The organism is Alteromonas sp. W12, assembly GCF_001924945.1.
Lineage (GTDB): Bacteria > Pseudomonadota > Gammaproteobacteria > Enterobacterales > Alteromonadaceae > Alteromonas > Alteromonas macleodii.
In genome coordinates, this window is the sequence record NZ_LQXH01000001.1 from 1158117 (window position 1) to 1184738 (window position 26622).

The following is a 26622-nucleotide window of genomic DNA, read 5'->3' on the forward strand; positions in this document are numbered from 1 at the left end:
CCAGCATAATCAAACTGGGCTTCTTATCGAAAAAACTTACAGGCCTGAGAGCGTGTGTTGAACGTTCAATCTACACATGAAGCACGACCACGCTCAAAGAGTATGCGAACTTAGAATGAGTAAGTAAATTTAGCATTCCAGTGACGCGGTAGTTCAGGTAGTACAATTTGACTACCAAATAGATCAGGGAAGTTAGAGCGGAAATAACGCTCGTCAGTTAAGTTTTTAACGGTTAAGTTTAACGACCAATCTTCCGCCTGATATGACAAGCCAGCATTGACTAACGTGTAGGCTGGAAGTGTCACTGCAGCTGAGTAGCCAGACGCGACCTCATCCACATCCACAATACTCACGTTGGCAGCATAACCATTTTGGAAGTCATAGGTTGCTGTCAGCGTGTAAATATTTTCAGGAATACCGGCCTTTCGTCCGTCAGAGTTTGTTTCTCCTTCACCAACAAGGTTAAGACCTACTACGTTCCCGCCAAAAATTAACGAAGGATCATCAAGAGCAACTAAATCGTCAGCACCTAAGAACCCAAATTGGTTTCCATTGGCAAGTGCAGTTAAGTTGATAACTTCTATATTTGTATAGCCAGCAGAAACAACAAGGTTCTCATTGACTACCCAACGAAGTTCAAATTCGGTGCCTTCGTTATTGGTTGTGTTGTTGGTGACCGTATTCTGAGTATTGAAGTCGGTACGCTCTTGCTCAAAGAATGAAAGGGCAAAATAGAGTGTATCGTCAACGAGAGAACCTTTAATACCGTATTCCATCAGCTCAGAGGTGTCGAATGCACCGCCACCACCAGGTTGATTAAGTTGGCCAACACCAATCTCGGCGCCCTGGCCTGCAACAAGGGTAGCTTGCTCTGCTGCAGTGATATAAGGAATAAGGCCAAATTCAAATTCATATGAAATACTAGCGTTCCAAGACCATCCATCTACGGTTTCTTCAGCATAAACTGGTGTTTCATCTCCAGTAGCACCCAGAAGTAAATCCGTGCGCGATGTGCTTTCAATATCAATAGTGTCGTATCGTAAACCTAGTACTAAGTTTAAACCCCAGTCCCAAGTTAAATCGGTCATTGCAGCAATGCCTAAGTCTAAGTAATTACCTACGTCATAGTTGTCGTAGTTTTTACCCGAGCGGGTAGACAAAAGGCGGCGATCGAGCGCTGAAGACGGCATGGTTAGGTCGCGACGATTAAAGAACTCGTAAGTAAAGTCATCGCCGTGCTCAAAGTCGGTATAGCGTACAGATGGAGAAAATTGAAATTGCGCTAATAGTCCGTCGTTCTCATATTCTGTCGCAAAAATTAGTTTGTCTTCTATAACCCAGCTGTCATGGAATTGTGAGAAGCCATAAGCATTTTCGTTTATGTTGTCGTATGCATCATAGAAAAGCTGGTTGCGAATTTCCCAATTATCCGTGTAGTAAATGGTGTCGAAGTAAAGCGTTATGGCTTCGTTACCAAGTTGGTCATCAGGTGCTACCAAAGTTTGGCTACCACTTAAGGTCGTAGTACCTGGGTTTTGTAATGCCATTAGAGGATCGAAAAAGTCGCCTGTAACCGAATCTAATGGGACAGCTGGCGTGAAAATAAACGGTGAAATCAAGTCGGCGACTTCAGCATATTCTTCGTGACTGATTTGACCGTCGCCGTCCGTATCTAATGGTTGAGCCGTACCTGTAATATAGGTTCCGTCGTCAACTAACTCCTGAGTTAATCGGTTCCAGCCGGCCACTTGGTTACCATCGTAGTCGTGGTACATACCACCAAATTCGAAACGAAGGTTATCGGTAATATCGATATTAAATGATGCTTGAAGTACGGTTTGATCAGTCTGGGTATTGTCGTAGTAACTGTCAGAGTTTTCTAGCTCACCGTATATGTAGTAGCCCATTTCTTTACCGGCAACACTAGTCGGTCCGCCAACTTCTGCAGTTAAAATGCTTTTGTTCCACGACCCCGTTGTATAAGACAACGCGCCCGTCGGTGCATCTAAATACTGCCCCGATGACGCACGAGCTGACTTGGGATTAAAGTTCAGATAACCACCAATTTTAGATGGGCCGTAAATAGGTGATGCCGGACCACGAACGATGTCAATTCGGCTGGACGCGCCAATAGGCGTAGGGTAGTTACCTGGGTTGTCTAAGCGCTTAACACCGCGGAAGTAAGTTTCCCCGGGCGTGCCCCGCACATCCAGAGAGCCTGCAACACCGAAGAACGACTGTGTGAATGTACCTGGTGCGAATGCGACGAGTTCATCAATGTCTGAAACGTTGAAGCGCTCCATTTGCTCTTGAGAAATCGTGGACGCTGAGCGAGGCGTTTCGAGAATAGATTTGCCAAAGCCAAAAACTGACTCAACGTCTTGGCCAGGAAGGCTCCCAAGGGATCCTGTTACCTGAATTTTTTCAACGTCTTTTTCTTTAACCTCTGTCTCTTCTTGAGCAAAAGCTTGCGACGATAGCGCGACCGCGGTAGTCATTGCAAAAGCTTTTGCTAGAGGAGATAAATTGAATGTAGTGTTTTTCATGGTTTCCTCGTTATTTTTAGTTGCCCCTTTTTAGGGCTCTATTCACGCATTTTTATATGCGTTTTGTTATTGGCAAGAGAGTTAGCAGGATGAGTGCCAACTACTTGTCCAGTTGGTCAACTTTTAACCTTCTCTTAAGTTGCTGAATTATAGGGATAAAAATATATAATGTTGTTCTTATATTGTTATTTTTATGTAAATAAACTCAATCGCATAAATGCATGCACTTATAAGGTGATTTTTAGCGAGCTTTTGCACTAAAAAGAGCAGAGGTTACGCCCGGTTGTCCGTCTATACTTAAAATGTGTGTCGAGTGAGCTGAGTGCTTAACAACCTCATGGTTTACAACGGCTTTTTCATTGAGTGCTTTCGGCGCCCTACGGTTACCTTCTGGCTTTGGGTTGTGAATAGGCTCGTAAGCAGGGTTGTCCTGAGCAACGCCAGTGCTGCTTTCAATTTTTTGTGCACTAGCGTGTGGGGAAGCAAGGGGCTTTTTTCCAGGTAAGGTTAAATCAAGGATGACGGCGGTAAGGCCGGCCGAGGTTACTGGGGAAAGTAAGATATTTTCAAGCCATGAAGGCAATTCAGAAAGGGCTTCTGGTACCATCATTACACCAATCGCCATACCTAGCGCACACGCTGTCACCAAACTACTGCGCCTATCAAGTGCGTAGCTGGCTAATAGCTTTAAACCGCCCACGGCCACCATGGCAAACATAACCAGAGTAGCACCGCCAAGAACTGGTTTGGGAATAGCCTGCAGCACACCACCTACAATGGGGAAGAACCCAATAACAACGAATAGCGCTGCAACAAAAAAGCCGACCTTTCGGCTGGCGATGCCGGTTAATTGGATAACCCCGTTATTCTGGCCAAATGTAGTATTTGGAAAGGTGTTGAACATGCCAGCAAGTAACGAATTTACGCCGTCGCCCAAAATCCCGCCTTTCACCCTTGCAAGATAAATCGGACCGCTCACAGGCTGCTTACAGAAAAGGCTATTTGCGGTTAAGTCGCCAGCCGTTTCTATTGCACTAAACAAATAGATGAGCGCGATAGGTAAAAAGAGAGTGATATCAAATGCAATGCCAAAGGCAAAAGGGGTGGGGATCGCTATGACAGAAAGCGAAGCAAGGCCGCTGAAATCTAATCCTTTTGTAATGCCAACATAGGTTGCACCAATTGCCATACCAATAAAGATGGCGCTTAAACGCAGCCAATGATTTGTTGAGGCGTTCAAGAAAACAATGATGAGCAACACGCCAAGGCCGACGGCTAAGTTTTCTGTGCTGGCGAAGTCAGCCGCGTGAAAGCCGCCTGCAAGATCAGTCATGCCTACGTTTATCAAGCTTAGCCCAATAGCGGTTATTACAATTCCTGTCGTTAATGGTGTAATGATACGTTTGAGCTTATGTACAAATAGACTAAACACCACTTCGACCATGGCACCCGCCATAGTTAATCCAAACAACAAAGACAAGACATCTTCGGGTGTTCCTCCATCCGCCTTGACCTGATTTCCTGCCAGTATCAACGCACTAATAAACGCAAAACTGGTACCTTGGATGGCTACCAATCCACTGCCTACCGGGCCTATACGCTTTGTTTGAATTGCCGTGCCTAAGCCGCTTACAAACAAGGCCATACTGATAAGATAAGGCGTGTATTCAGTAAGGCCCAGTGTTGATGTAACAATAAGAGTCGGCGTAATGACACCGACAAAGCTTGCAAGTAAATGCTGAAATGCCGCGGTAAGTGAAGGAAGAAATGCCGGACTATCATGTAAATCGTAAAGTAGTTCGCTGTGATTTGAAGACATGGTTATTTCCTTGTTATTTCCTTGTTATTTCCTTCATTGGCGCAGACCGAGGCGGCAAACTCGCAGATGAAATCACTGTAGCGTTCCACGTTGCTGTTTAGAGGTTGTACTTTGCTGTTTGCAGAAGGTATTTGGTTAGCGTTTTCCGCTATTAAGGCTAAAAACTGTGTTAGATCTCGGTTTAACTCAGTAAGTAGTTGCTCTTTTTTCTCGTCTTGTAAAAAGCTGTACTTGATACTGTTTTGACTCAATGTAACTAGCTCACTCCAGCTTAGATTGAACTGGGTAAATGCCAGGTAATATTCATCTGTGAGTGTGGCATCCCACATCCCTCGGTCGTCGGTTGAAAGTGCAGTGGGTACACCGGTTCTTAAAAGTTGAGGAAAGGGATGAGCGCTCAAATCATCGATGTATTCTAACTTTAGGTTTGAAATTAAATTGGTTTCAATCAAATAGCGGTTATGGCGCATGAGCAAATACGTTGAAGGATCTTTTAGCAGATTAATACCATGGCCTATTCGCTCTGCGCCTAACAATAAGGTGTCGCGAATATTGGTATCTGCATGCTCAGATTCACCTGCATGAAAGGAGAGGCGAATGGCTGGATATTGAGCTCTAAGTCTCGTTATGGGCGCTAAAAAGCGCGTGGGTTGACCTCGGGGATCGTCCTCCCTGCCAACCAAATTTATCCCTACATACCATTTTCTATTGGCGTCTACGAATTTGAAGATCCAGTCTAGTTGAGCTTCAATGTTGTCAGTAAAACGAACCAAGGCATATTGAAAACGAACGGTGACACCAGTAGCTTTCGCTGGTTCGCTATCGAGCATGTCTGTAATAACTTTGAGCGCTTCAGCAGGGGGAAAGCGGCTCCCATCTGCGCGATTCATAAACCTAACGTTCATTTGCGTTTCTAAATAGCGCACATTTTCTTGTTGATACAGCTGCATGTTTCTAAGCAGAACCTGCGCTGTAATATAGGGGTTTTGAGTAAGCTCGCTTAAACGCTGCCAGTGAAACTCAAAAAACTCCTCTCGACCTTCTTCTGGCTTATCAAGTTCAACACTATGGATAAACGCTTCTTGTTCTTTGTTACTTAGGGCATTCAGCGCTTTATATTGCTTTTGCTTACATTTCGTTAGTTTAGAGTGGGTAGTGTTAGAAATAGTATGAAACAACGGCGCCGAGTCACACTCGCTATGATTTATCTTAGTGAAGTACTGATAGCCGCCGTTTAGTGCTTGATTAGTTGCTAGCTCATACCACCATTTGCCGTACGCCGAGCCTGATAAGTGATGGTGCAAGTCACCGCCTTTTGGAAACTGTTTAAGTAGTTGATAGGTCTGTGAATCGGTCAATGACTGAGTATATTGCTTAAACCAACTGTTTGCGTCTTCTTCAGTAGGAAAGGGGCTTGCGGCGGAATAAAGACCAACAAAGGATAAAGACAAAATGAACAGGGTTCGTACAACAAATGACATGAGCAATTTTTCTTAGCAATAGTTGCTCTGTGGTTGCAAGATATTGACCAGTTGGTCTGCTTGGTAATGTGTTTTTAAGTTGTTGTTTTAAAGTGTTTTTTATGTGGATTTGGGTCAGGATCAAATAATTAGGCAATTCGTAAGCCCCATTTTGGTGCCTAAACAAAAAAATGCGCTAAATTAGCGCATTTTTTCAGAGCAGTGCGAACGGTCGTTTTAAAGGACTACGCCTTCATCTAACGTCACAAAAATTGAGTGGCGTACTTCATTGTACATTGCGCGGGAACAATGGCCTTCGCCTTCTGTGTCTTCTAGCAATAGTACGTCACCTGCTCCAAACACGTGGCGTTCACCGTTAGACACCGTAAATTCAGCACGCCCTTTAATTATGAAAAGGAGTTGTCGCGCCGGCGCTGGATGCCACTTAAAATCATAATCTGCAGGCGTTTCGCGAAAAATGATCTTATCGGCTCCAAATTTTTCTGAAAGCATGCCGATGGGACCGCCGTCTTTTAGCGCAATCTCCACTTCGCCAAAATGACTTTTGCCTGCTTCATCGTTGTAAATCCTTGTTATTTTCATTACTAACCCTTCATTGAAACTTTACTGATTTGACCACTACGTATGCTTGAGCTTGCTAATGGTTTTATAAAGTACTGACAAACTTGCGGCCACGTCATCAATAGTAATAGATTCTGCAGGGTGGTGACTTATTCCGCCCTTACAACGTGTAAACAACATGGCCACAGGGCAAATATCTGCAATGGCCATAGCGTCATGACCTGCACCCGAGGCAAGGACTCTTGGCTTAATTCCGCTTTCTTCTACCCCCCGAACGAGTGCTTCTTTTAGCTGGCTATCGCAATGCACCGCAGGTGCGCTGTGGGTTTGCTCCCGTGTTAGCGTTATTTGTCTTGCATGCGCAATGGCATCAAACTTTTGCAATATTTCTGCCAATACAGAATCTCGCAATTCATCATCTTCGCTTCTGATATCGAGAGAAAAACGTGTGCGACCAGAAATGACGTTAACACCGTTTGGCGCATTTTCAATTTTACCTACCGTGGCTACAACGCCCGGACGCTGCAAGCTTATGCTCTCTACAGCCAATAACATCTCTGCACTTGCGCACAATGCATCTCGTCGCATAGACATTGGCACAGTGCCAGCGTGACCCGCCATGCCTTCTACTGAAAAATTAAAACGTTTTGCACCTGCAATAGCACTGACAACGCCAACAGGCAGATTTTTTTGTTCTAAAACAGGGCCTTGTTCAATGTGAAGCTCTATGTAGCCCAAAATGTCAGTACGGGAAATAGCGGCACTGTTTACTGCATCGAAATTAAGGCCGAAGTTCGCCATGGCTTGCTCTAAGTTCACGCCATTTTCATCTTTTAAATGACGCCATTGCTCTTGCCACTTACCGGTGAGCGCGCGGCTTCCTAAAAGGGTGGTGCCAAATCGCGTGCCTTCTTCATCACAAAAACCCACAATATCGATATGAAAAGGGAACTTGGTTTGCGTGCCGTCAAACATAGCGACCAGCGAAATAGCGGCGACCACGCCTAGCATGCCGTCGTACTTTCCGCCGTTAGGCACAGTGTCGAGGTGGCTACCTAGAATTAATCGCGGTGCGTTGGGCACGCTTGATGTATAGCGCCCCCATATATTGCCAACGGCGTCTTGCCAGGTGGTCATTCCTGCTTCAATCATCCACCCTGAGGCGAGTTGATTTGCAAGCTTGTGTTGTTCGGTCAAATAGCGCCTGTCTAAACAGGCTGGGTCCTGGCTTAAGGTGCCTAATGTTTCGCACCTTGCCATGACTTGCGTAGCCAATTCAGCAAATTCTGCGAATTCACCCATTGGTGACTCCCGCCGCTTTAGCCTTAGCATAAACGCTAAGCGCAGCATCTACACCTTTACCAGCAGGTAGCGCAAACCCTTGCATACGAAGCACAGTTTCAAGGGACTGGAGGGTATGTAACACGGCATCTTCTCTGGCGTTATAGCCCATAGTGCCAATGCGCCAAATTTTTCCTTTTAGCGGACCAAAACTAGTGCCTATTTCAATGTTAAAACGCAGAAGTAAGGTTTCGCGTACCTCTTCGCCATGAACACCCTCGGGAATATGAACACCTACAACGTTGTACATTTTGTGTTTCAGATCGCCGAAGGGCTCAAGTCCCATGGCCTGAATACCGGCTAGCATCGCGTCGCCCGCTACTTTGTGACGAGAAATCACGTTCTCCTGGCCTTCTTCTAAATGCAGGCGCGCGCATTCACGGGCACAATAGAGCATACTGGCCGCTTCGGTGTGGTGATTTAGTCGCTCCTCGCCCCAATAATCCATGATCATGGGCAAGTCGAAGTAGTTAGAACGAATTTTAGGGCCACGCGCGGATTCATGGTGAGCATCGCGAATGCCGGCTTCAACGTGGTGACGGGTACGCACGGTTTTAACAAACTTGTCGCTTAGTGTAATAGGAGCACTGCCTGATGGGCCTCCTAAGCACTTTTGCAGGCCAACTGACACCGCATCTAATTTCCACGCATCAACGTCTAGCGGGTTCCCACCTACTGAAGCTGTTGCATCGCAGTAAAACAACACATCGTTTGCTTCACAAATCGCGCCAATTTCTGCAAGCGGTTGCAGCATGGTGGTGGACGTATCCCCTTGAACAATGGCAAGCAGTTTTGGTTTTACGTCTTTTATCGCCTTTTCAATCTGTTCAGGCGTAAACACTTCGCCCCACGGCACTTCAATGGTGTGAACTTCAGCGTCGGCGCGCTCTGCAATTTCAGCAAGCAAATGCCCAAAACGCCCGAAGATAGGCACGAGGACTTTATCGCCTGGCTCTATTGCCGACACCAATACAGCTTCAATTCCAGCGCGCGACGTACCGTCAACCAAAAAAGTTTGCTGGTTTTTCGTATTGAAAACATCGCGGTAAAGTTGCATCACCTCGTTCATGTAGCCAGTCATTACAGGGTCATATTGACCTACTAACTGGGTAGACATGGCGCTTAACACACGGGGGTAGCAGTTAATTGGGCCCGGGCCCATTAGCAAGCGAGGCGGCGGGGATAGTGGAGCAAACGTTCTGTTAGAAGCTTCTTTAGACATGTGGGCACTCCTAGATAAGCACTTGCGCTAGCATGCGCAAGCCAGTGATGATGAGAACAACGGCGAAGATTTTCTTAAGTAAGCCAGCGTCTAGCTTATTGGCTATGCTTGCACCGACAGGCGCAAATAACACGGTGAGCGGAACGATGCAGACAAACCCCAGCAAGTTTACATAGCCGTACGTAGCGAAGGGCGCATCAACAGGAGTGGTACCAACAAATAGCAGCGTGAGTGCCGCTGGAAGCGAAATAATTAAACCGACTGCAGCAGCGGTACCCACCGCTTTGTGTGCTGGGTAGTTACAAAATGTGAGAGTCGGCACGGTTAACGTACCGCCACCAATGCCTACCATAGAACTAAATAGGCCAATGCAGGTTGCCATAATCGACTGACCCGCGCGGCCCGGTAGCCCTTTAAATAGCGCGTCTTTCTTGCCAATAAGCATATTAATGGCAGACAAGGTTGCAATAATGCCAAACAGTAAGGTAAGGAACGTCGGGTTAACAGCCGTCACCGCATAGCTTCCGGCAAGCACGCCAATTAAAATGAACACTGCCCACGCTTTTAGCAACGCAAAGTCTACATTGCCCTTACTGTGATGAGCACGAATAGAGCTTACTGAAGTAGGGACGATGGTTGCCAATGACGTGGCCGTGGCTATTACCATTGCGCTCTCAGGGGACACACCAAGGGCTTGGAACAAGAAAAACAGTACCGGCACAATAACAATGCCTCCACCTACGCCAAGCATTCCTGCTAGTATGCCTGCGAACACGCCTGTTCCCGCAAGCGATAATATAACCGTTAGGTTATCCATTAAAAACTGCATGTGATTTCTTTCTCTTTAACGTTTGTTGGTTTAACTATTTGTCAGTGCTGCGTCTTAGCCACTGCGAATAAACTAGCGATGTCCAAAGTAGGCTTTGCCGTCACTTCTTGGGTCGCTTGCGCCACTCACTGTACCTTCTGTGTCGCGAATGATTGCACCAGCATGACCCATGAGTTCGTTGCAAGGATCTACCGTCACCATATCGTGGCCCCGTGCCAGTAAGCTCTCACCTACGTACTCAACTAAGTCACGCTCTGCTTTTAAGTTGTGACTCTGATCGCCCCAGGTTCTACCAAGTAGCCAACGGCCGAGGGAAATAGCTTTGGCGATAGGTTGGCCGTGGTAGACATGACGAGCAAACAGCGCCGCTTGGGTTTGAGGCTGACCTTCACCACCCATGGTGCCGTAACTCATGCGTCGACCGTCAACAAGCTCAGCGAAAGCGGGGTTAAGTGTGTGAAATGGTTTCAAGCCTGGGGTCAAATATTGGTTACTGTTTGGATCGAGTGAAAACGAAGTGCCACGGTTGTTCCAAACAATGCCTGTTTGCGGGCTCACTACGCCCGAGCCGAACTCCCAGTAAAGTGACTGTATGTAGCTCACCATTCGGCCTTCAGAATCGCAGCAACCCATCCAAATAGTATCGCCGTGCTTGGCTTCATGGGGCCAAGGAAGTGCTTTATCTAATGAGATGTTCTTCACCATTTCATCAAGCACATCGTCACTTAACAGGCTTTGAAGACTAACAGGCGTACGAGATGGGTCGGTTACGTTCGCGTTACGCGCAATGAAGGCTTGTTTCGTGCATTCAATAAGTAAATGCACCATGTCAGCATCGGTGCTGCCTAAATGCTGAACTTTGTCGTACAAGGCTAAAATAATGAGCGACGCCACACCTTGTGTGGGCGCCGGCAAGTTATAAAGCTTGCCTTTGCTGGTGGACACTGACAATGGCTCAACAATTGTCGCTTTGTAATTGTTAAAATCTTCAAGACGAATAGGGGAGCCGGCGGCTTCTAAGTCTTCAGCCAGCTGTGAAGCTAACTCACCGTGATAAAAATCATCTAACCCTTTTTCTGCTAAATGCTTCAAAGTTTCAGAGAGCTTTGTTAGCTTTAAAATTTTACCTTTTTTAAGGGCTTTCCCCTTAATCAAAAACTGAGCGAAATTTTCATCCGCACTTAGCTCTTCAAAGGTTTTGTTGCTGGCATCCACCAAGCTCTGGGTAACTTCAATCCCCCAGTTAGCTTGACTAATCGCCGTATCGAACAATGTGCTTAACGGTAAACCGCTTTGCCATTTGTGACTTAATTCAAGCGCGGCTTGCCAACCAGCAACTGCGCCTGCCATGGTTAATGCTGACTTTCCGCCTCGGCTAGGTATGGCATCGCTACCCTCGTAGAAAGAAGGTGTCGCGCCCTTTGCTGCTACGCCAGATGCATCAATGCCAATCGGCTTTTTACCAGGTTCACTGATTAGCCAAAATCCATCACCGCCCATGCCATTCATGTGCGGGTATTCAACCGCGATAGATGCTGCAGCAGCTACCATAGCTTCAATAGCGGTGCCGCCTTTTTCTAATATGTTTAAGCCCACTTGCGATGCCGCAAAGTGAGGGGCAGTAAACGCTATATTTGGTTTTTCACTCATTTTTAATTCCTTCAAAAACTCGGCAACCGCGCAGTCAGTTTAAGCCCAAATCAGGCAAAATGACGGGCGCTTAGGTCTTACTTCCGCTTTCTAGTTTCAACTTGAATGCGATAGGGCGCTAATGCTTTTTTTAAGTGCAACTTAAAAAAACAGGCGCGCTTTACACGTTTAGCGAGTGGTTAGCTTTTTTGCTAACGCGAGAAGTGCAAGATCGTTGCCTTTTTTGCCCACTAGCGATAATCCGCATGGGGCGTTGTGTAGGGTAAACAACGGCAAATGAAGTTGGGGTAATCCTGCAAGCCCAGCTATCGCCGTGAGTGCGAGCAGAGCGTTTCTATCATTTGCCAGCGTTGTTTCATCGGCATCACATCGAGGTGCTACACCGGGTGTCGTGGGAATAATCAATACATCTATTTCTTCAAACAGCGTGTTTAAATGATTGATTACCACAGATTGTTGCGCTTTAGCTTGTTCTACTTCTTGCGTTGTTATGGTTTTACACCAATTCAAGCGCAACATTATATCTTTGGCGATATCGGGTTGAGTGTATTCAATCCATTCGCCATGTTGCTGCCATATTTCATTGCCCTGTAAGGTACGAAAGGTAGCGGCAGTTTGTAAGGTTTTTAAATCTAGCTGTGTCTCTGACAAAACAATACAGTCGTTGTTATCTGCCAGCGCTGCAAGCCATGTTTTGCACAGCGATTTGTGAGCGGCCTGCTCAAATAAATGCGCTGCTATGCCAAATCGAGGCGAACCTGATATTTCACTTTGTGTTGCGCTATCTATGCAGACATTGGCAACTCTAGTCAGCGTGTTTAGGTCGCGTGTCATCCAGCCCACGGTATCAAACGACGGAGCAAGTGCCACCATATTGTCGCAGGCCACAACGCCGTGCGTGGTGCGAAGCCCCCATAACCCTTGATAGCTAGACGGTACGCGAATAGAGCCGCCGGTGTCGGTGCCAAGCCCTATGTCGGCAAGGTGCGCGCTAACGGCCACCGCTGAACCTGACGAAGAACCACCAGGTATATGAACTGGTGCCACTGGGTTTACCAGTGTTTCGTAGTGCTTATTCTGCCCGTGTAAACTGTAGGCAAGCTCATCAGTGATGGATTTGCCTTTGAACGCGGCACCCGCTTGAAGCATCTTTGCTACGCAACGATTTGTGTTTTTCGGAATCGCGTGTGTGGCTAACCAATCAGGATTTCCTGCTGCGGTTGGTAATCCTTCAATGTGAAACAAATCTTTTACTGCCAGACCTAGTCCGCTAAGCGGCAATTTACTTTGACTTTTTGCCTGATTCAGCGCTTTTCCTGACGCCGAAAATGCGTCATCTTTAACACTACCGTCAAGACTGAATGCGATTTCTAGGTTTTTAATTGCCTGTGTGAACTTGGCATCACAGGGCTTCAGTACAAAAGGAGAGCTCACAGCGCGTTACTTATTCGTTATTGTTTCTTTATTCGTCTTTAGATTAATGAAACAACTGTTTCATTGAAAAGTCAAGAGAAACGAACGTTACTTCATTGGACATTTTAGTACGTACATTATTTTCTGTGAGTTACATAATTGGTAAAGCGCTGAGTAAATTGATAAAAAACTAGATAAGTTTCTAGAAACCTTGGGGGTTTTGCTTCAGGTATGCAACTTCTTCTGGTGTCGACTCGCGCCCTAAAATTCGGTTGCGGTGGGGGTAGCGGCCAAACATTTCAATAATCTGTTGATGGCGCTTTTCAAAGGTGAATTCTCTTTCAAGGCCTTCTTGTGAAAATAGTTCCAATGCGACGTCGTGGATTGCGAGTGATTCACTATGCATAAACGGCATATACAGAAACGCGCGCTGCTGCGGTGTAAGTACCTTGTCGGCTTCAACACTTACCGCTTCTTGCGCAAGAACCAAAGCAATGCTGTCTGCACTGAATGCATCTTTGTCATTGCGATGAATATTTCGCGAGAATTGATCGAGAAGAATTATTTCGGCAAGACGACCGGTAGCCGTCGCTCGCCAAGGCCACAACTCGCCCTTTATGGCTGCTGCGCGCAATTTTGAAAATCGCGAAGTGATCGTTTTATCTAGTGCTGCATCTTCCTTAAACCATTGCTCTGGGGAGAGTTCTCCAAACCAAAAGTCTAGCACACCGTTAGCTTCTTCCATGACTACTTGCGTTTTATCCATATCAACTCCAACCACACGCTTTTAGCAGTGAAATTAAATTAACAGGTACGTTTTTATGCATTAAAACCCAAAATAAGCGTTGTGAATTAATACTTATACCCATTTTTAAGCGCTTTAGTTCCCTTTACGCTTGCAAAATAACAATTCTCTGCTATCCGCTCTCTTTATAGTATTGCTTAAAAAGTGTTCTGTGGGAAGTGTTAACGCTTTGGACTTTCTAGTTCATCCATTTGAATGTAGATGTCAGTAATAGCGTCGACGCGGTCTGCGGCCTGGCTTCCTAATACTTCGTAGGTAAGGTTACACAGTGATGCAACCAGGCTCATTGGAGCCGCGTAACTATCAAAAGGCGAGTCACTGCCAATGTGGGTAACCAGCAGGTGGTCGACATCGTGACGATATCCTTGGCCCGTTGGATCGGTAATTAATACGGTTTTACAGTGTTTAATGCTATTTAAAACAAACTTGAATTGTCGGGTTCTACGACGAAAACCAAAAAGTACGACAAGATCATTTTCGGTTAGGTCGATAATATCTTCACTAAGTGTTTGACCGGGCTGGGGAAGCACACGGACCGACGCACGAATTTGTTTGAGCTGCTGCCTAAAATGAAGTGCAATGGGGTAGGCGTTTCTAAAACCAATCAAGGTGACCTGGCCTGCTGATGCCAGCAATTTAGCAATATCTGTCAACGCCTCTGAGGAAGTGCTTTCAAATGTATTGGCCAAATTCTTACTATCATTCTCATGCTGAAGTACGCCACTTGAAGGGCTTACAACAGGCACGCCTTGCTCACGTAGCTGAACAAGCGCCTCTTTAGCTTGCTGATGCGAGTCAAAACCCAGCTGGCGAAAGAAGCGACTGACTGTGGCCTTTGACGTCCCCGTTTTTTCTGCAATTAAAGACGTAGATTGACTTAATACTGCGATAGGATTCTGCTGAATATAATGCGCAATAGCCTTGCCCGAAGGGGACAAAGAGGCATAGTGGTTTTCAATTTGCTGTAAAACGTCGCTAGGGCTATTTTTTGTCATTGGTATCGCCTTATACATCTTATGCAATTATTTCACGACTTTTGTGCGATATACAAACACTACCTGAGTTCAACGCGTTCACGTACTTTAAAATAGGTTTTTCGAAGCCGATTATTGAAGTAGATCACTATAATAAGCGTTGTTGCTCATTACTAAAAAACGCTTACAAGTTTCCACTGCTCTTAAAAAACCTTATCTATATAGAGAGTTACGAATGCGTAGTGAAGCATAGGGCTAAAGTAGCACTTAATTAATCACTCATGCTTTGCAAATTGGCACTACACTTTCATAGACATAAACCGTAAAAATTCATAAAAGTGTCATCGGTTGGTAATTATCTTGTTGGTTTAGCATCGATTCTAGTTAGTAAAAACGTTTGGGGAATCGATCAGCGAACCTAGCATGATCGAGAGAAAGAGGTGAGTTGTGGCAAAGCTGTGGTCTGAATTGATCTTGCTCTTTGTGGTGATTCCCTTTGCCGTTCTCTACTGGATAAAGCATTTTGCAAATTATCTCATGCCTATTTTAGGTGTTATGGGACTTTGTTGCTTAGCTATCTTGTTAGCAGATAAGCAATTTAAACGCATTAAATTGTGGCATTGGGAAGACTATCGAACGCATTTAAAAATTACGCTAAGGTTATTTTTGCCTTGGGCGAGCTTACTGGCGCTGGTAGTTTACTTTTTTAAACCGGAATTGTTCCTACATTGGCCTATGAACCAGCCATGGATGTGGATAGCTACATTATTGATTTATCCGTTAGTGTCGGTCATCCCGCAAGAGATCATTTTTCGAACGTACTTTTTTCACCGTTACAAGCGAATACTGCCTTCGAAATATGCAAGGTGGGCCTTAAGTACTTTTTTATTTGGTTTAGCCCACTTAGTGTACGGTAACTGGATTGCTGTAGTCATTTCTTGGATTGGCGGTGGCATTTTCGGTTATAGGTATATGCAAACTAACTCGACGCCCGTGGTGGTTATAGAACACGCTATATGGGGCAGTTTTTTATTTACCATCGGGCTGGGATCTTATTTAGTTATCGCGTCGTAGTTATTTATATTAAAAACCGAAACACATGAACGCCAAGGAGTGAGGTGATGTTCAGTGCGCAACAAATATTACAACCCTCTATTTTAAATAATCGAGCGGGGCTTTCTTTCTCGCAAACCGACAGCGAACCTTTTATACAAACTTTGCTTCAACAAAGTGACGAAGGTGGCGCAATAAGCAGTTTATCAAGTGCACAGTCGCTACTCTCTCAGCTTTGGGAGAACTTTGTTTATCGATTACCGGGGTTGGCACTAGGCTTAGTTATCATGGCGGCGTTTATCCTTTTAGCGCCGCATATTGCCAAGGTTTTAGTTAAACCGTTAACCCGTACGACCACATCTCCACTGCTGCGCTCAGTCATTCAAAGAAGTGTCAGTTTAGTCTTAATTTTACTCGGTATTTATCTATTTTTGTTCTTAGCTGGGCTCACCGGATTTGCAATCGCGGTGGTGAGTGGTACAGGTGTGGTGGGGCTTATTCTTGGTTTCGCCTTTCGCGACATCGCCGAGAACTTTATTTCAAGCCTACTGCTTACTATTCAACGCCCCTTTAGAATAGGGGATATCGTACAAATCAACGATTTCACCGGCATCATTCAGAAAGTTACGGCACGTGCGACTACACTGGTGGATTTTGACGGCAACCATATTCAAATACCTAACGCGACTATTTACAAAGGGATAATCAAAAACCTTACGGCCAACCCGCTAATGCGTGGTCAGTTTGTTATTGGCGTTGGCTACGATGCTGATATACAACACGCTCAGCAGATGGCGCAAGAAATTACGTCAGCACAAGACAACGTGTTAATCGACCCTGAACCGCAAATTCTTATCGATGAATTAGGCCCCTCGACCTACAACATCAAGGTTTATTTTTGGGTGGATGTAGAGAAAACGAGTGTACTAAAAATGGCGTCGGTGCTGATGCGTAAAATCACTCAGGCCTTCTTAGAGGCGAATATCAGTATGCCTGATGATGCGAGAGAGCGCATTTTCCCTGAGGGTATGCATATTTATCATGCTTCCGAAAAAGGCGCTTCAAGCGCTAACCCTTCAGAAAACGTAGCAAATGAGTTAAGTGAAAGTACGACAGAACAAAAGAACGTAAAAAGTTTTGATAGTGAACAAAATAGTGGAGAGGCCACAGAAAATCGAAACGAAAGGTCAAGTGCTAAAGGGGCTGGAAATTCGCGCCCACAAGACTCGAAAATTAATGATGATGTGTCTTCCGAAGCTCATGAAATACGAGAGCAGGCTCGGAATTCGAGAGACCCTGAGGCAGGAGAAAATATTCTTTAACATTTGTTATGTGAAGGATTATTGGAATGTGTCATTTGCCCTCTTTTCAAATCTAGAAGGGAACCGAACATATTGAACGTGCTTCGGCAAAGCTGGCCAGAGGTGAGGAGATGTTCAGCAAAAGCTGGGCTGGTGGATTTGCTCGTCGCGCTATTAAACAGGCGCGACGGGCGATAGATTACATCTACCAAGGAATCCTTGCCATAAGTTGACATGCGCTTTCATGACGCTGCTGTATTGATTGAATCCGTCTTGTGACTGTTGCCTGATGTAGTGTTTGAATTCCTCGTGCAGCGACGGCTGCGCAAGCCAGTCTTCCCATAATGGCGCTAGTTTGTAATGGTATTGATTTACCAAACTTCCTACAGGTTGTATTTCCTCAATAAAGAAAAGATAGAATACATTACGCAATATTTTTGCTTTGTCGCTGGCGCGGCCTTCTGGGCAGCTTACAGCATCAAGCTCGGTTTCAAGCATATTCGTAAGCAATGAGAGGTTTTGCGTTAAGGTTTGTTGTGTATGCCAAAGTGTAGCGGGTAACCTGGCTGAACGTATAATTTTTAACTGTTGTTCAAGCTCGCTGCTCTCAATAATACTCTCACTATTATTTTCATTCGTAGCCTCTGTTTCTGTATCGCTCGATGCTGTATTGGAAGAATACATATCGCTCAAGAGCAATTCTTTGTTACTTAAGCTGTTGATGTAATAAAGCGCGTTTACGCTAGAAAGTGCATCTCTATTATTTTCAACTGAGAAAAGACGTTCAGGTGTATTAAGCGCCAGACGCAATTCTTGGCTCCCTTGGACTAGGTTTGCCCACGTTTTACTGTAGTCTTGTATCTTTTGTTCACGCCACGATGCGATGGTTGCTGCCAGTGCCGCGTTTCTCTGGTTAGACTCGTTTTCTTTCGTGAGCGCTGCTTCACAGCTTTTGAGTACATCAAGCAGCTTGCTCTCATAAACAAGCCGCTGTGATGGCAGCTGACTTTTTCCTAGCGACGTATTGCGTTCGGCAACCACTGTGCCTAACTCACAATCTTGCAGCGCATAAAACTCACGCAGGTTTATACTCACGCCCTCAATAGCGTGTTTAAGCGTGGCGGAGTCAGCAAGTTTGGGAAGCGGGGTGGTAATCTTATCGTTAAACGAATCGGGGAGGGGCGTATCGAGTACACGCGAGAGTCGTGCGGCGTAATCGTTAATGCTTTGCTTTACGGTACTACCGCCAAAACAGCCTAGCAACGCAAACATGGCAACGCTGATGACACCAGCGCGGCAAGCGTTTCTTAGTTGCGAAACTTTTGGGTGCCATGGTTTCACTTGGGAAATATTCACGCGGAGGCACCAGTATGAAGTCCGCGCCCGCCATCGACATAAATGATTTGTCCAGTGATGTAAGGGGCCGATGCCAAGAACGACAATGTTTTAGCAATGTCATTTGGTGTACCTAGTTCACCCAGTGGAATACTCGATATCAGTTTGTCTTTTTCGTCCTCGTCCATTTCCCGTTCTGGCCACAAAATTGCCCCTGGCGCAATACCATTTACGCGAACGTTGGGGGCTAAGTCTATAGCTAACGATTGGGTTAGTGAGGCAAGACCGGATTTAGCAATGAGGTAAACACTGTGTTTGGGGAGTGGGCGGTCGATATGCATGTCGACCATATTGATAATGCAGCCTTTACTTACCGCTAATGCTGGTGCCAATGCTTGTGACAAAAACAATGGCCCCTTCACGTTACTGCCTATCAGAGATACCCAGTCGTCTTCTGAAATTTCGCCCACCGGAGTGGGGTAAAAACTAGAAGCATTATTTACTAAAACGTTTATCTGACCCCAAATGTCTAACGCTCGTTGCCCAAGTGCACTTACTTCGTCTGAATTACAAAGGTTGGCTTGGAGACAGGTAGCAGAGTCCTCCCGCTGACTATTTAGCTTTTCAGCCAGTGCAAGTGCCTCGTCTTTAGAATGCCCATAATGGATAATAACGCGATAGCCTTCGCTATGAAGCTGACACGCCATGGCGGCGCCAATTCGCTTTGCTGCCCCTGTAATGAGTGCTACAGGGCCTGAGTTTGTCATAATAAAAGCTACTCTCTATTTTAAATCGACTTATATCTATTTACAGTTTGCGGTGCTTTCTTTCTTAATCCGCAGGTAAAGCGGCTGATGGGCAACAAATGCAAGCGAATTTGTTTGTCACATCAATGCGTGTAAATGTCATCTATTATTTGTTTGGCTTGCGTAATGTAATGCGCGCCGAATAATAACCCGTGATTTAAAATATGGTAAAGCTGGTAAATTGGTTTTCTTAATCGGTAATTTTTTTCAATTGGGGTGTGTTGATGGTAACCCTCAAAGAATGATTGGGGAAAGCCACCAAACAATTCGGCCATGGCAAGGTCGGTTTCCGCATCGCCAACATACACAGCGGGGTCAAATAACACCGGTCCTTTTTTATTAAAGCCTGCATTGCCAGCCCACAAGTCGCCATGAAGTAGTGAAGGGTGGGGTTGATGTAAGCTCAAGAGATGTCTTATTCGAGTAATAATATCGTCTATATTGCCATCTTCGCTTTTCCATGTACCAATTGATGCCAAGCGTTCTAGCATACTACCAATCCGTTTTTCTGCAAAAAAGTCAGCCCAAGACGCCATTCTTCCATTGGTTTGTACACTGGCACCAATGTAATTGTCATGCGGCCATCCATAGCTGGTGTAGGCGTTAACCGCATGAAGAGCAGCGAGTTGCTGTCCTAAAATGAAATAGTCATTATCAGTGGGTTCAATAAATCGAACGTGAGAAAGTACCAAATATTCCATATTAGGCGTTTCATTGGCTGTAATTCCATGGCAAATGACTCGTGGGGTAGCAATGGTTTGCGTGCTAGCGATGGCCGCTAGTCCTTCGGCTTCATGAGATAATTGCTGAGTATCATCATATTTGCGGGTTTTAACAAAGTAACGATGGGTCGTATCTTTTATGATGTAACTTTCGTGTGTATCTCCGCCACTTACTCGTTCGGCTTTTTGGCAGCTAAAAAACTGCTGGGTTTCATCTGAAATATGCTCGCTGATAAAATGCCACATATTGCACGCTCTGCTTGTTTTAATGCTTTTTTCAAGGCGATTGGAGTGTTGAGTGACTACTTTCCTAAGGCACACGAGAACACCAGCGAAGAGCCAGTCCAGCAACCTTTATCGCCTTACACTAAAGTATGGGATAAAAACGGTGAAATGCATAAATTCCTACTCAAAATCTTCCTAAACGAAATCAAACCTTCACAAATTAGCCAATAAAGGCTTTTCGATATTGAAGTTGCCCCTACACTGGTTATAATCCACAACTTGCTTTAATACTGAGAAAACTCAGTAAGTTCGACGCGTATACAGTTTTGCAGTACCAATGCGCTGTATTTTTATGCTGTACTTTAGTCGCTTCAAATAAAGCAAGTTTCGAGTGCTATAAAGCACGATTAAATTTTCAAAAATATGCATGTGGCGCAGAGTAGGCGTCACCACTGTAAAGGAATTAAAATGCCTGTAATTACCCTTCCTGATGGAAGCCAACGCGCTTTCGATAACGCTGTTTCTGTACTAGATGTTGCAAATGATATTGGCCCTGGTTTAGCCAAAGCAACCATTGCAGGAAAAGTAAACGGTGAGTTAGTTGACGCCGTTGATATGATTGACGCGGACGCACAACTTCAAATTATTACTGCAAAAGACGATGAAGGTTTAGAAATTCTTCGTCACAGTTGCGCGCACTTGTTAGGTCACGCTATCAAACAACTTTGGCCTAACACCAAAATGGCTATCGGCCCTGTTATCGACAACGGTTTCTACTACGATGTTGATATGGAAGAAAGCCTAACCCAGGAAGATTTAGCTAAACTAGAAAAGCGTATGCTTGAACTGGCTAAAACTAATTACGACGTGGTTAAGAACAAAGTGAGCTGGCAAGAAGCACGCGATGCATTTGAAGCGCGCGGTGAAAGCTACAAAATGGAAATTCTTGATGAGAACATCAGCAAGGACGACCGTCCAGCACTGTATCACCACGAAGAATACACAGATATGTGTCGTGGCCCTCACGTGCCAAACATGAAGTTCTGCCATCACTTCAAACTGATGAAAGTGGCAGGTGCTTACTGGCGTGGCGATAGCGACAACAAAATGCTTCAGCGTATTTACGGTACTGCGTGGGCAGATAAGAAGCAGCTTAAATCTTACCTACAGCGCTTAGAAGAAGCTGAAAAGCGCGACCACCGTAAAATTGGTAAAGCACTTAACCTTTTCCATTGGCAAGAAGAAGCGCCGGGTATGGTGTTTTGGCACAACGACGGTTGGTCAATTTACACCGAGCTAGAAAGCTACGTGCGTAAGAAGCTTCGTGAATACGATTATGACGAAGTTAAAGGCCCATTAATGATGGACCGCTCGCTTTGGGAAAAATCAGGTCACTGGGACAAGTACGCTGAAAACATGTTTACGACTGAATCTGAAAAGCGTGAATATGCCGTTAAGCCAATGAACTGCCCAGGACACGTACAGATTTTCAACCAAGGTTTGAAATCGTACCGCGACCTGCCTCTTCGTATGGCTGAGTTTGGCTGCTGTCACCGTAACGAACCATCGGGCGCACTACACGGTCTAATGCGTGTTCGTGGCTTTACGCAAGACGATGCTCACATTTTCTGTACTGAAGAACAGATCCTAGAAGAGGTGAGTGGCTGTATTAAGATGGTGTACGAGACATACGCTGCGTTTGGTTTCGAAAATATCAAAGTTAAGCTGTCTACTCGCCCAGAAAAGCGCGTAGGTGCTGACGAGATTTGGGATAAATCAGAAGCTGCGCTTGCAGATGCACTTAAAGCTAATGACATCGAGTTCGATTATCAGCCTGGAGAAGGTGCGTTCTACGGGCCGAAAATTGAGTTTACACTGCACGATTGCTTAGACCGTGCATGGCAGTGCGGAACCGTACAGCTAGATTTCTCAATGCCAGGTCGCTTGGGCTCTACTTATGTAGCAGAAGATGGCGAACGCAAAGTGCCGGTTATGATTCACCGCGCTATTTTGGGTTCACTAGAACGCTTCATTGGAATATTGACCGAAGAATTTGCAGGTTTCTTCCCACTCTGGTTGGCACCTCAGCAGGTAGTGGTAATGAATATTACCGACAAACAAGCTGAATATGCCTCAGATTGTGTAAAAAAACTGCAAGAATTAGGTTTTAGAGCAAAGTCTGACTTGCGAAATGAGAAGATCGGCTTTAAAATCCGCGAGCACACTTTGAAGCGTATTCCGTATATGCTAGTTGTGGGCGATAAAGAAATGGAAGCGGGCGAAGTAGCAGTACGCTCTCGTCGCGGTGACGACCTAGGCAAAATGCGCCTGGAAGACTTTATTGCCATGGCTCAACAAGAAGTTGTTGAAAAGACGATTAAGTAGTTGAGCAAATTGTGTATAATGCACAATTAAGGTGTCTGCTTTTGGTTTTACTTTGGGTCAACCGACCTCCCAAAAGCAGACAAAAGAATTAAATGTTTGGAGGAATAGCACATTAAAGGCGCTAACAACAAGGCTCAGGGCGACAAAGCCCGCATTAACGATGAGATTAAAGCCAGAGAAGTAAGATTAATTGGCAAAGACGGTGAACAGGTTGGTGTGGTTTCTCTAGCAGAAGCTACTCGTAACGCAGAAGACGCGGGCCTAGATCTAGTAGAAATCAGTCCGAATGCCGAGCCGCCAGTCTGTAAAGTTATGGACTATGGCAAATTCCTCTTCGAAAAAAGTAAAGCTCAAAAAGAGCAGAAGAAAAAACAGAAGCAAATTCAGGTCAAGGAGATTAAATTTCGCCCTGGCACTGATGAAGGCGATTACCAGGTCAAACTGCGCAACCTGCGTCGCTTTCTTGAAGGTGGTGATAAAGCCAAAGTTACGATCCGCTTCCGCGGTCGTGAAATGGCGCACCAAGACATCGGTATCGATCTACTAAACCGCGTTAAAACCGATTTAGAAGATATCGCTACATGCGAGTCTTTCCCACGCCGTGTGGAAGGCCGTCAGATGATCATGGTGCTAGCCCCAAATAAGAAGTAGTAACGGTCTAAAGTTTTAAGGAATCTGCACCCTTAAACACCTTGCTGCTAAACATTAACCGGTATGAAGTGACTGCAACACGAAAAATACCGATATTAAACAATGCGGAGTTTTAGCAATGCCTAAAATGAAAACTGTAAGCGGTGCCGCCAAACGTTTTAAGAAAACGGGTTCTGGCCGCTTTAAAAGCAAACAGTCTCACTTACGTCACATTCTGACTAAGAAGAGCTCTAAGCGTAAACGTCACCTTCGTGGCAAAAAACTGGTTCATGACTCTGATACCAAATTGGTTCAGCGCATGTTGCCTTACGTATAAGACTTAGGAGACTGATTAATGGCTAGAGTAAAACGCGGCACTATCGCACGTGCTCGTCACAAAAAAGTCCTCAAGCAGGCAAAAGGTTATTACGGCGCACGTTCACGTGTATATCGCGTAGCGGTACAAGCTGTAACTAAAGCTGGTCAATATGCTTACCGTGACCGTCGTCAGCGCAAGCGTCAATTCCGTCAACTATGGATTGCACGTATTAACGCTGCTGCTCGTCAAAATGGTATGTCATACAGCCGTTTCATTAACGGTTTGAAGAAAGCCTCTGTTGAAATCGATCGTAAGATCCTTGCCGACATCGCAGTACATGACAAAGCAGCTTTCAGCGCACTAGTCGAAGCGGCTAAAGGCGCATTAGCTTAATTATTAACTAATTAAGTTTAAGTTCTTTCGGAAAAAGGCGAGCAGGATGCTCGCCTTTTTTCGTATTTGGGGTAAAGATAAATCACTCTATTTATGGTGTTTACTTGTTGCTGACTTTGCACGCCTTTAAGCAGCTAATATGAATAACTTACTGAAAGCGTTGCTGCAAATACTTAATAATTTCTGAAGACTCGTACAGCCAAATGTCCTCTTCAGGAGTTTGTATGCGTAGGCAAGGGGCTTTCACTTTTCCTCCGCCTTGTGCTAATTCATCACGATACGGAGACCCACTCGATATGCTGTGTTTACGAATAGGTAAATTCATTTTATACATAGCACGGCGTGTTTTAATACAAAAAGGGCATGCAAAAAATTGATAAAGTGTTAATCCTTGTACGGCGTTTTCGACTTGCTGTTGTTTATGTGGCAATCGTTTGATTTTTGTGCCACGAGTAATTAAATCAAGCAAGGCGATAAAGCCACCAAGTGCGTTGCGAATTAGGGAAATAAATAATCTCAATTTTATGACTTTTAAGGTTAAGAAATAGAGCGGCGCAGTATAGCAAAAATTCTATATAGGATCTTATATGAAAGAAAGTGCGAATAATCGCCAAGTGCAAGGGCATAGCAATTAAGTAAATTGCAACGACCCATACCGATAAGTTAACGATTGCTGAGGCGATAGCGCGTTTCCCAACAAGCAACGCCGGCCAGGCCTGTTAAAAGATTTTCTTATCTCGCGTGGGCTACCTGTTATCGTAGTTTCAATTCAGAGGTTGCGTGCGTGGTGAAAAATCATATTTACGGGCACAAAAAAAGCGGCAAATTGCCGCTTTTGTATAACCTTTGTGAGTATTATCAATAAGCATTCTTATTTTTAAAACCATTGAAAACTGTCATGAACACTATTTTGATATCAAACCACACAGACCACCTATGAATGTAATCTAGGTCGTATTCTACACGCTGAACCATTTTGTTAACTGTTTCGGTTTCGCCACGCAAACCATTAACCTGGGCCCAACCAGTTATTCCAGGCTTAACTTTATGGCGTAACATGTAACCTGTGATTATTTTTCGATATTGCTCGTTGTGAGCGACCGCGTGTGGCCTAGGTCCAACGATTGACATACGGCCTTGTAGAACATTGATAAACTGCGGAAGTTCATCCAAAGAAGTTCTTCTTAAGAAACCACCAATCTTGGTTAAACGCGCGTCGTTTTTAGTAGCTTGTTTAATAACTGCACCATTATCTTGGGTAGTCATAGACCGGAATTTGTAAACCGTAATTTGTTTACCATCTAACCCGTAACGCTTTTGTTTGAAAATTACGGGACCTTTAGAAGTAAGCTTTACTGCTGCAGCAATACAAAGCATAGGTATTGATATCATCATCAATATTAAAGAGCTTAAAACAATATCTTCAAAACGTTTTAATATATCACTGGCGCCTTGAAATGGTGTGTCATAAACACTAAGCGCCTGCACGTTGCCAACCGTTTGCCAACGAGCGTTCAAAAGATTGTACATAAAGAAGTTTGGTACCACATAAACGTTCGCAGTGGTGTCACTGCATTGCTCTAAAATTGAGCGGATTCTGTTTTCTGCGCTCATAGGCAGTGCAATATATATGTAATCAACTTCATTTCGTTTAGCCATTTCTATGGCCTGCTCGATGTTTCCTAATACGGTATTTTGCATTTCATGAGGAAGTCTACTCGTATCTCTATCATCAAACAAACCGTTAAATCGAATTCCAAGGTGTTCATTTTGCTGTATCTGAAGTGCAACATTTGCTCCAAGGTGCGTTGCGCCAATAACAATTGAACGCCTAGAATTCATTCCGCTTTTTCTTATATGAAATAGGAATTTACGCATTACAAAACGCCAAGCAATCAGGCCGACAAACGATGTCGCAAACCAAGCTAAGACCACAAGGGGAGGGGTATTAATGTTTTGAACAAAAAAGTAACCTATCGTTAAGGTACCTAGAATACTTAGAGCCCACGTTATTGCAGCAGCTCTTAGCATTTCAGGTGTGCGATGACCGCGCCACGAGCGATAAAGCTCAACACCTTCAGCGGATATTTGAAAACAAATCACGTTGACGAATAAAAGAATCAGACTAGTAGGGTCGATAATAGACTCGAAGTATGCGGCGCACGAGTAATAGAGTAGTGTTACCAATGATAAGTCTATAAGTCGGTAAAGTGTTGAAAAGCCACTCTTATTTCGCACTGCAAGGCCGTCACTGGCGTTAGAATCAACAGGGTGTGATTTTAGAACTTTATTAGATTCTGCTTGATTGTCCATTGAGAAAGTCTCTAAATCGATAAGGTAAAAGGTGTTAAATTGCTTACTTTAATTTCACCAGTTCTAGCTACAAACGGCATCTAAAAGTTACAAACTGATAAACAGCATAGTTCCTGTAGCAAAGAATGTGCCTACAAAAGAAAAGTATATGCCTACATACAGTCGGATCAGTAAAGAAATGATGCCTCTAATAGCGGAACAAACCTATGACTATATGATTAAGCATTAGTATATATTACCTCTGTTGTAATTTTATTACAAAATAAGCTTTATGGTATTTTGAATGTTGGTATCATTAGTATTACTTCAAAGTGCTGTGAAACTTGGTATTAAAAATAAAGTTGAAACAATTTGATGCTAGCGTGTTTTTTTATGGCATGAATCTAGCTATGTCTGGGGTGAAGCTAAATCAATTAGATAGAAGTTAAACTTCTTCCTTACATCGAATATTATATAAGCGTTTTAGCGAAAAATATATTGTCGCCCATATGCCGATGGT

23 protein-coding genes are annotated in these 26622 nt (G+C 44.6%); 7 read left to right on the top strand and 16 right to left on the bottom strand.

The features are described 5' to 3' along the window. Positions 1–110 precede the first annotated feature (110 nt). The 11 genes from AWH61_RS04925 to AWH61_RS04975 form a co-directional block, all read right to left on the bottom strand. Positions 111–2546 carry a TonB-dependent siderophore receptor gene (locus AWH61_RS04925; protein ID WP_014949083.1) on the bottom strand — a complete coding sequence of 812 codons (2436 nt, stop codon included), beginning with the start codon at positions 2544–2546 and terminating at the stop codon, positions 111–113. Positions 2547–2787: 241 nt separating this feature from the next. Further along, positions 2788–4365 carry a uracil-xanthine permease family protein gene (locus AWH61_RS04930; protein ID WP_075176340.1) on the bottom strand — a complete coding sequence of 526 codons (1578 nt, stop codon included), beginning with the start codon at positions 4363–4365 and terminating at the stop codon, positions 2788–2790. Positions 4366–4367: 2 nt separating this feature from the next. Further along, entirely contained in the window at positions 4368–5846 is a 1479-nt protein-coding gene (locus AWH61_RS04935; RefSeq protein ID WP_075176341.1) for an adenosine deaminase family protein, read from the bottom strand. Between the two features lie 216 nt (positions 5847–6062). Further along, a complete protein-coding gene (locus tag AWH61_RS04940; RefSeq protein ID WP_014976207.1) occupies positions 6063–6428 on the bottom strand; it encodes an AraC family ligand binding domain-containing protein in 366 nt (121 codons plus the stop codon). Positions 6429–6464: 36 nt separating this feature from the next. Next, on the bottom strand, positions 6465–7709 hold the full coding sequence (locus tag AWH61_RS04945) for an allantoate amidohydrolase (RefSeq protein ID WP_075176342.1): 1245 nt from the start codon (positions 7707–7709) through the stop codon (positions 6465–6467). Next, positions 7702–8970 carry a pyridoxal-phosphate-dependent aminotransferase family protein gene (locus AWH61_RS04950; protein WP_075176343.1) on the bottom strand — a complete coding sequence of 423 codons (1269 nt, stop codon included), beginning with the start codon at positions 8968–8970 and terminating at the stop codon, positions 7702–7704. The genes AWH61_RS04945 and AWH61_RS04950 overlap by 8 nt, the downstream gene beginning before the upstream one ends. 10 nt (positions 8971–8980) lie before the next feature. After that, positions 8981–9799, bottom strand: coding sequence for a sulfite exporter TauE/SafE family protein (locus tag AWH61_RS04955; protein WP_014949089.1), 819 nt, complete (start codon positions 9797–9799; stop codon positions 8981–8983). 72 nt (positions 9800–9871) lie between these two features. Next, complete coding sequence (locus AWH61_RS04960) at positions 9872–11449, bottom strand: gamma-glutamyltransferase family protein (protein ID WP_039227171.1); 1578 nt, start codon at positions 11447–11449, stop codon at positions 9872–9874. Positions 11450–11617: 168 nt separating this feature from the next. Further along, on the bottom strand, positions 11618–12883 hold the full coding sequence (locus AWH61_RS04965) for an amidase (RefSeq protein WP_075176344.1): 1266 nt from the start codon (positions 12881–12883) through the stop codon (positions 11618–11620). Positions 12884–13064: 181 nt separating this feature from the next. Beyond that, on the bottom strand, positions 13065–13628 hold the full coding sequence (locus tag AWH61_RS04970; protein ID WP_039230097.1) for a DUF924 family protein: 564 nt from the start codon (positions 13626–13628) through the stop codon (positions 13065–13067). A gap of 200 nt (positions 13629–13828) precedes the next feature. Next, positions 13829–14662 carry a MurR/RpiR family transcriptional regulator gene (locus AWH61_RS04975; protein WP_039227167.1) on the bottom strand — a complete coding sequence of 278 codons (834 nt, stop codon included), beginning with the start codon at positions 14660–14662 and terminating at the stop codon, positions 13829–13831. A gap of 426 nt (positions 14663–15088) precedes the next feature. On the opposite strand from AWH61_RS04975, the gene AWH61_RS04980 reads away from it, so the two are divergent. After that, on the top strand, positions 15089–15715 hold the full coding sequence (locus tag AWH61_RS04980; protein ID WP_075176345.1) for a CPBP family intramembrane glutamic endopeptidase: 627 nt from the start codon (positions 15089–15091) through the stop codon (positions 15713–15715). 47 nt (positions 15716–15762) lie between these two features. After that, the gene (locus AWH61_RS04985) at positions 15763–17016 is read left to right on the top strand and encodes a mechanosensitive ion channel family protein (protein ID WP_075176346.1); all 1254 of its coding nucleotides are present in this window, start codon (positions 15763–15765) and stop codon (positions 17014–17016) included. A 153-nt stretch (positions 17017–17169) separates the two neighbouring features. On the opposite strand, the gene AWH61_RS04990 is transcribed toward AWH61_RS04985, so the two are convergent. The 3 genes from AWH61_RS04990 to AWH61_RS05000 all read right to left on the bottom strand — a co-directional run bounded on the left by AWH61_RS04990 (position 17170) and on the right by AWH61_RS05000 (position 20104). Continuing rightward, a complete protein-coding gene (locus AWH61_RS04990; RefSeq protein ID WP_075176347.1) occupies positions 17170–18351 on the bottom strand; it encodes a DUF3080 family protein in 1182 nt (393 codons plus the stop codon). Then, a complete protein-coding gene (locus tag AWH61_RS04995) occupies positions 18348–19097 on the bottom strand; it encodes a pteridine reductase (RefSeq protein ID WP_075176348.1) in 750 nt (249 codons plus the stop codon). The genes AWH61_RS04990 and AWH61_RS04995 overlap by 4 nt, the downstream gene beginning before the upstream one ends. 122 nt (positions 19098–19219) lie before the next feature. After that, the gene (locus AWH61_RS05000) at positions 19220–20104 is read right to left on the bottom strand and encodes a fructosamine kinase family protein (protein WP_075176349.1); all 885 of its coding nucleotides are present in this window, start codon (positions 20102–20104) and stop codon (positions 19220–19222) included. Between the two features lie 45 nt (positions 20105–20149). On the opposite strand from AWH61_RS05000, the gene AWH61_RS20100 reads away from it, so the two are divergent. The 5 genes from AWH61_RS20100 to rplT all read left to right on the top strand — a co-directional run bounded on the left by AWH61_RS20100 (position 20150) and on the right by rplT (position 23810). Then, entirely contained in the window at positions 20150–20314 is a 165-nt protein-coding gene (locus AWH61_RS20100) for a hypothetical protein (protein ID WP_158511553.1), read from the top strand. A 237-nt stretch (positions 20315–20551) separates the two neighbouring features. After that, positions 20552–22468 (top strand): threonine--tRNA ligase, encoded by a 1917-nt coding sequence (gene thrS / locus AWH61_RS05005; protein WP_014976220.1) that lies wholly within the window; start codon positions 20552–20554, stop codon positions 22466–22468. A 111-nt stretch (positions 22469–22579) separates the two neighbouring features. Beyond that, a complete protein-coding gene (infC, locus tag AWH61_RS05010) occupies positions 22580–23119 on the top strand; it encodes a translation initiation factor IF-3 (RefSeq protein WP_075176350.1) in 540 nt (179 codons plus the stop codon). 118 nt (positions 23120–23237) lie between these two features. Then, the gene (rpmI, locus tag AWH61_RS05015) at positions 23238–23435 is read left to right on the top strand and encodes a 50S ribosomal protein L35 (RefSeq protein WP_012518091.1); all 198 of its coding nucleotides are present in this window, start codon (positions 23238–23240) and stop codon (positions 23433–23435) included. Positions 23436–23453: 18 nt separating this feature from the next. After that, complete coding sequence (gene rplT, locus AWH61_RS05020; RefSeq protein WP_012518092.1) at positions 23454–23810, top strand: 50S ribosomal protein L20; 357 nt, start codon at positions 23454–23456, stop codon at positions 23808–23810. Positions 23811–23958: 148 nt separating this feature from the next. Here rplT and AWH61_RS05025 read toward each other — a convergent pair whose 3' ends face one another. Next, complete coding sequence (locus AWH61_RS05025) at positions 23959–24330, bottom strand: glutathione S-transferase N-terminal domain-containing protein (protein ID WP_075176351.1); 372 nt, start codon at positions 24328–24330, stop codon at positions 23959–23961. A 338-nt stretch (positions 24331–24668) separates the two neighbouring features. Further along, the gene (locus tag AWH61_RS05030) at positions 24669–26123 is read right to left on the bottom strand and encodes an undecaprenyl-phosphate glucose phosphotransferase (protein ID WP_075176352.1); all 1455 of its coding nucleotides are present in this window, start codon (positions 26121–26123) and stop codon (positions 24669–24671) included. Positions 26124–26622: the final 499 nt, after the last annotated feature.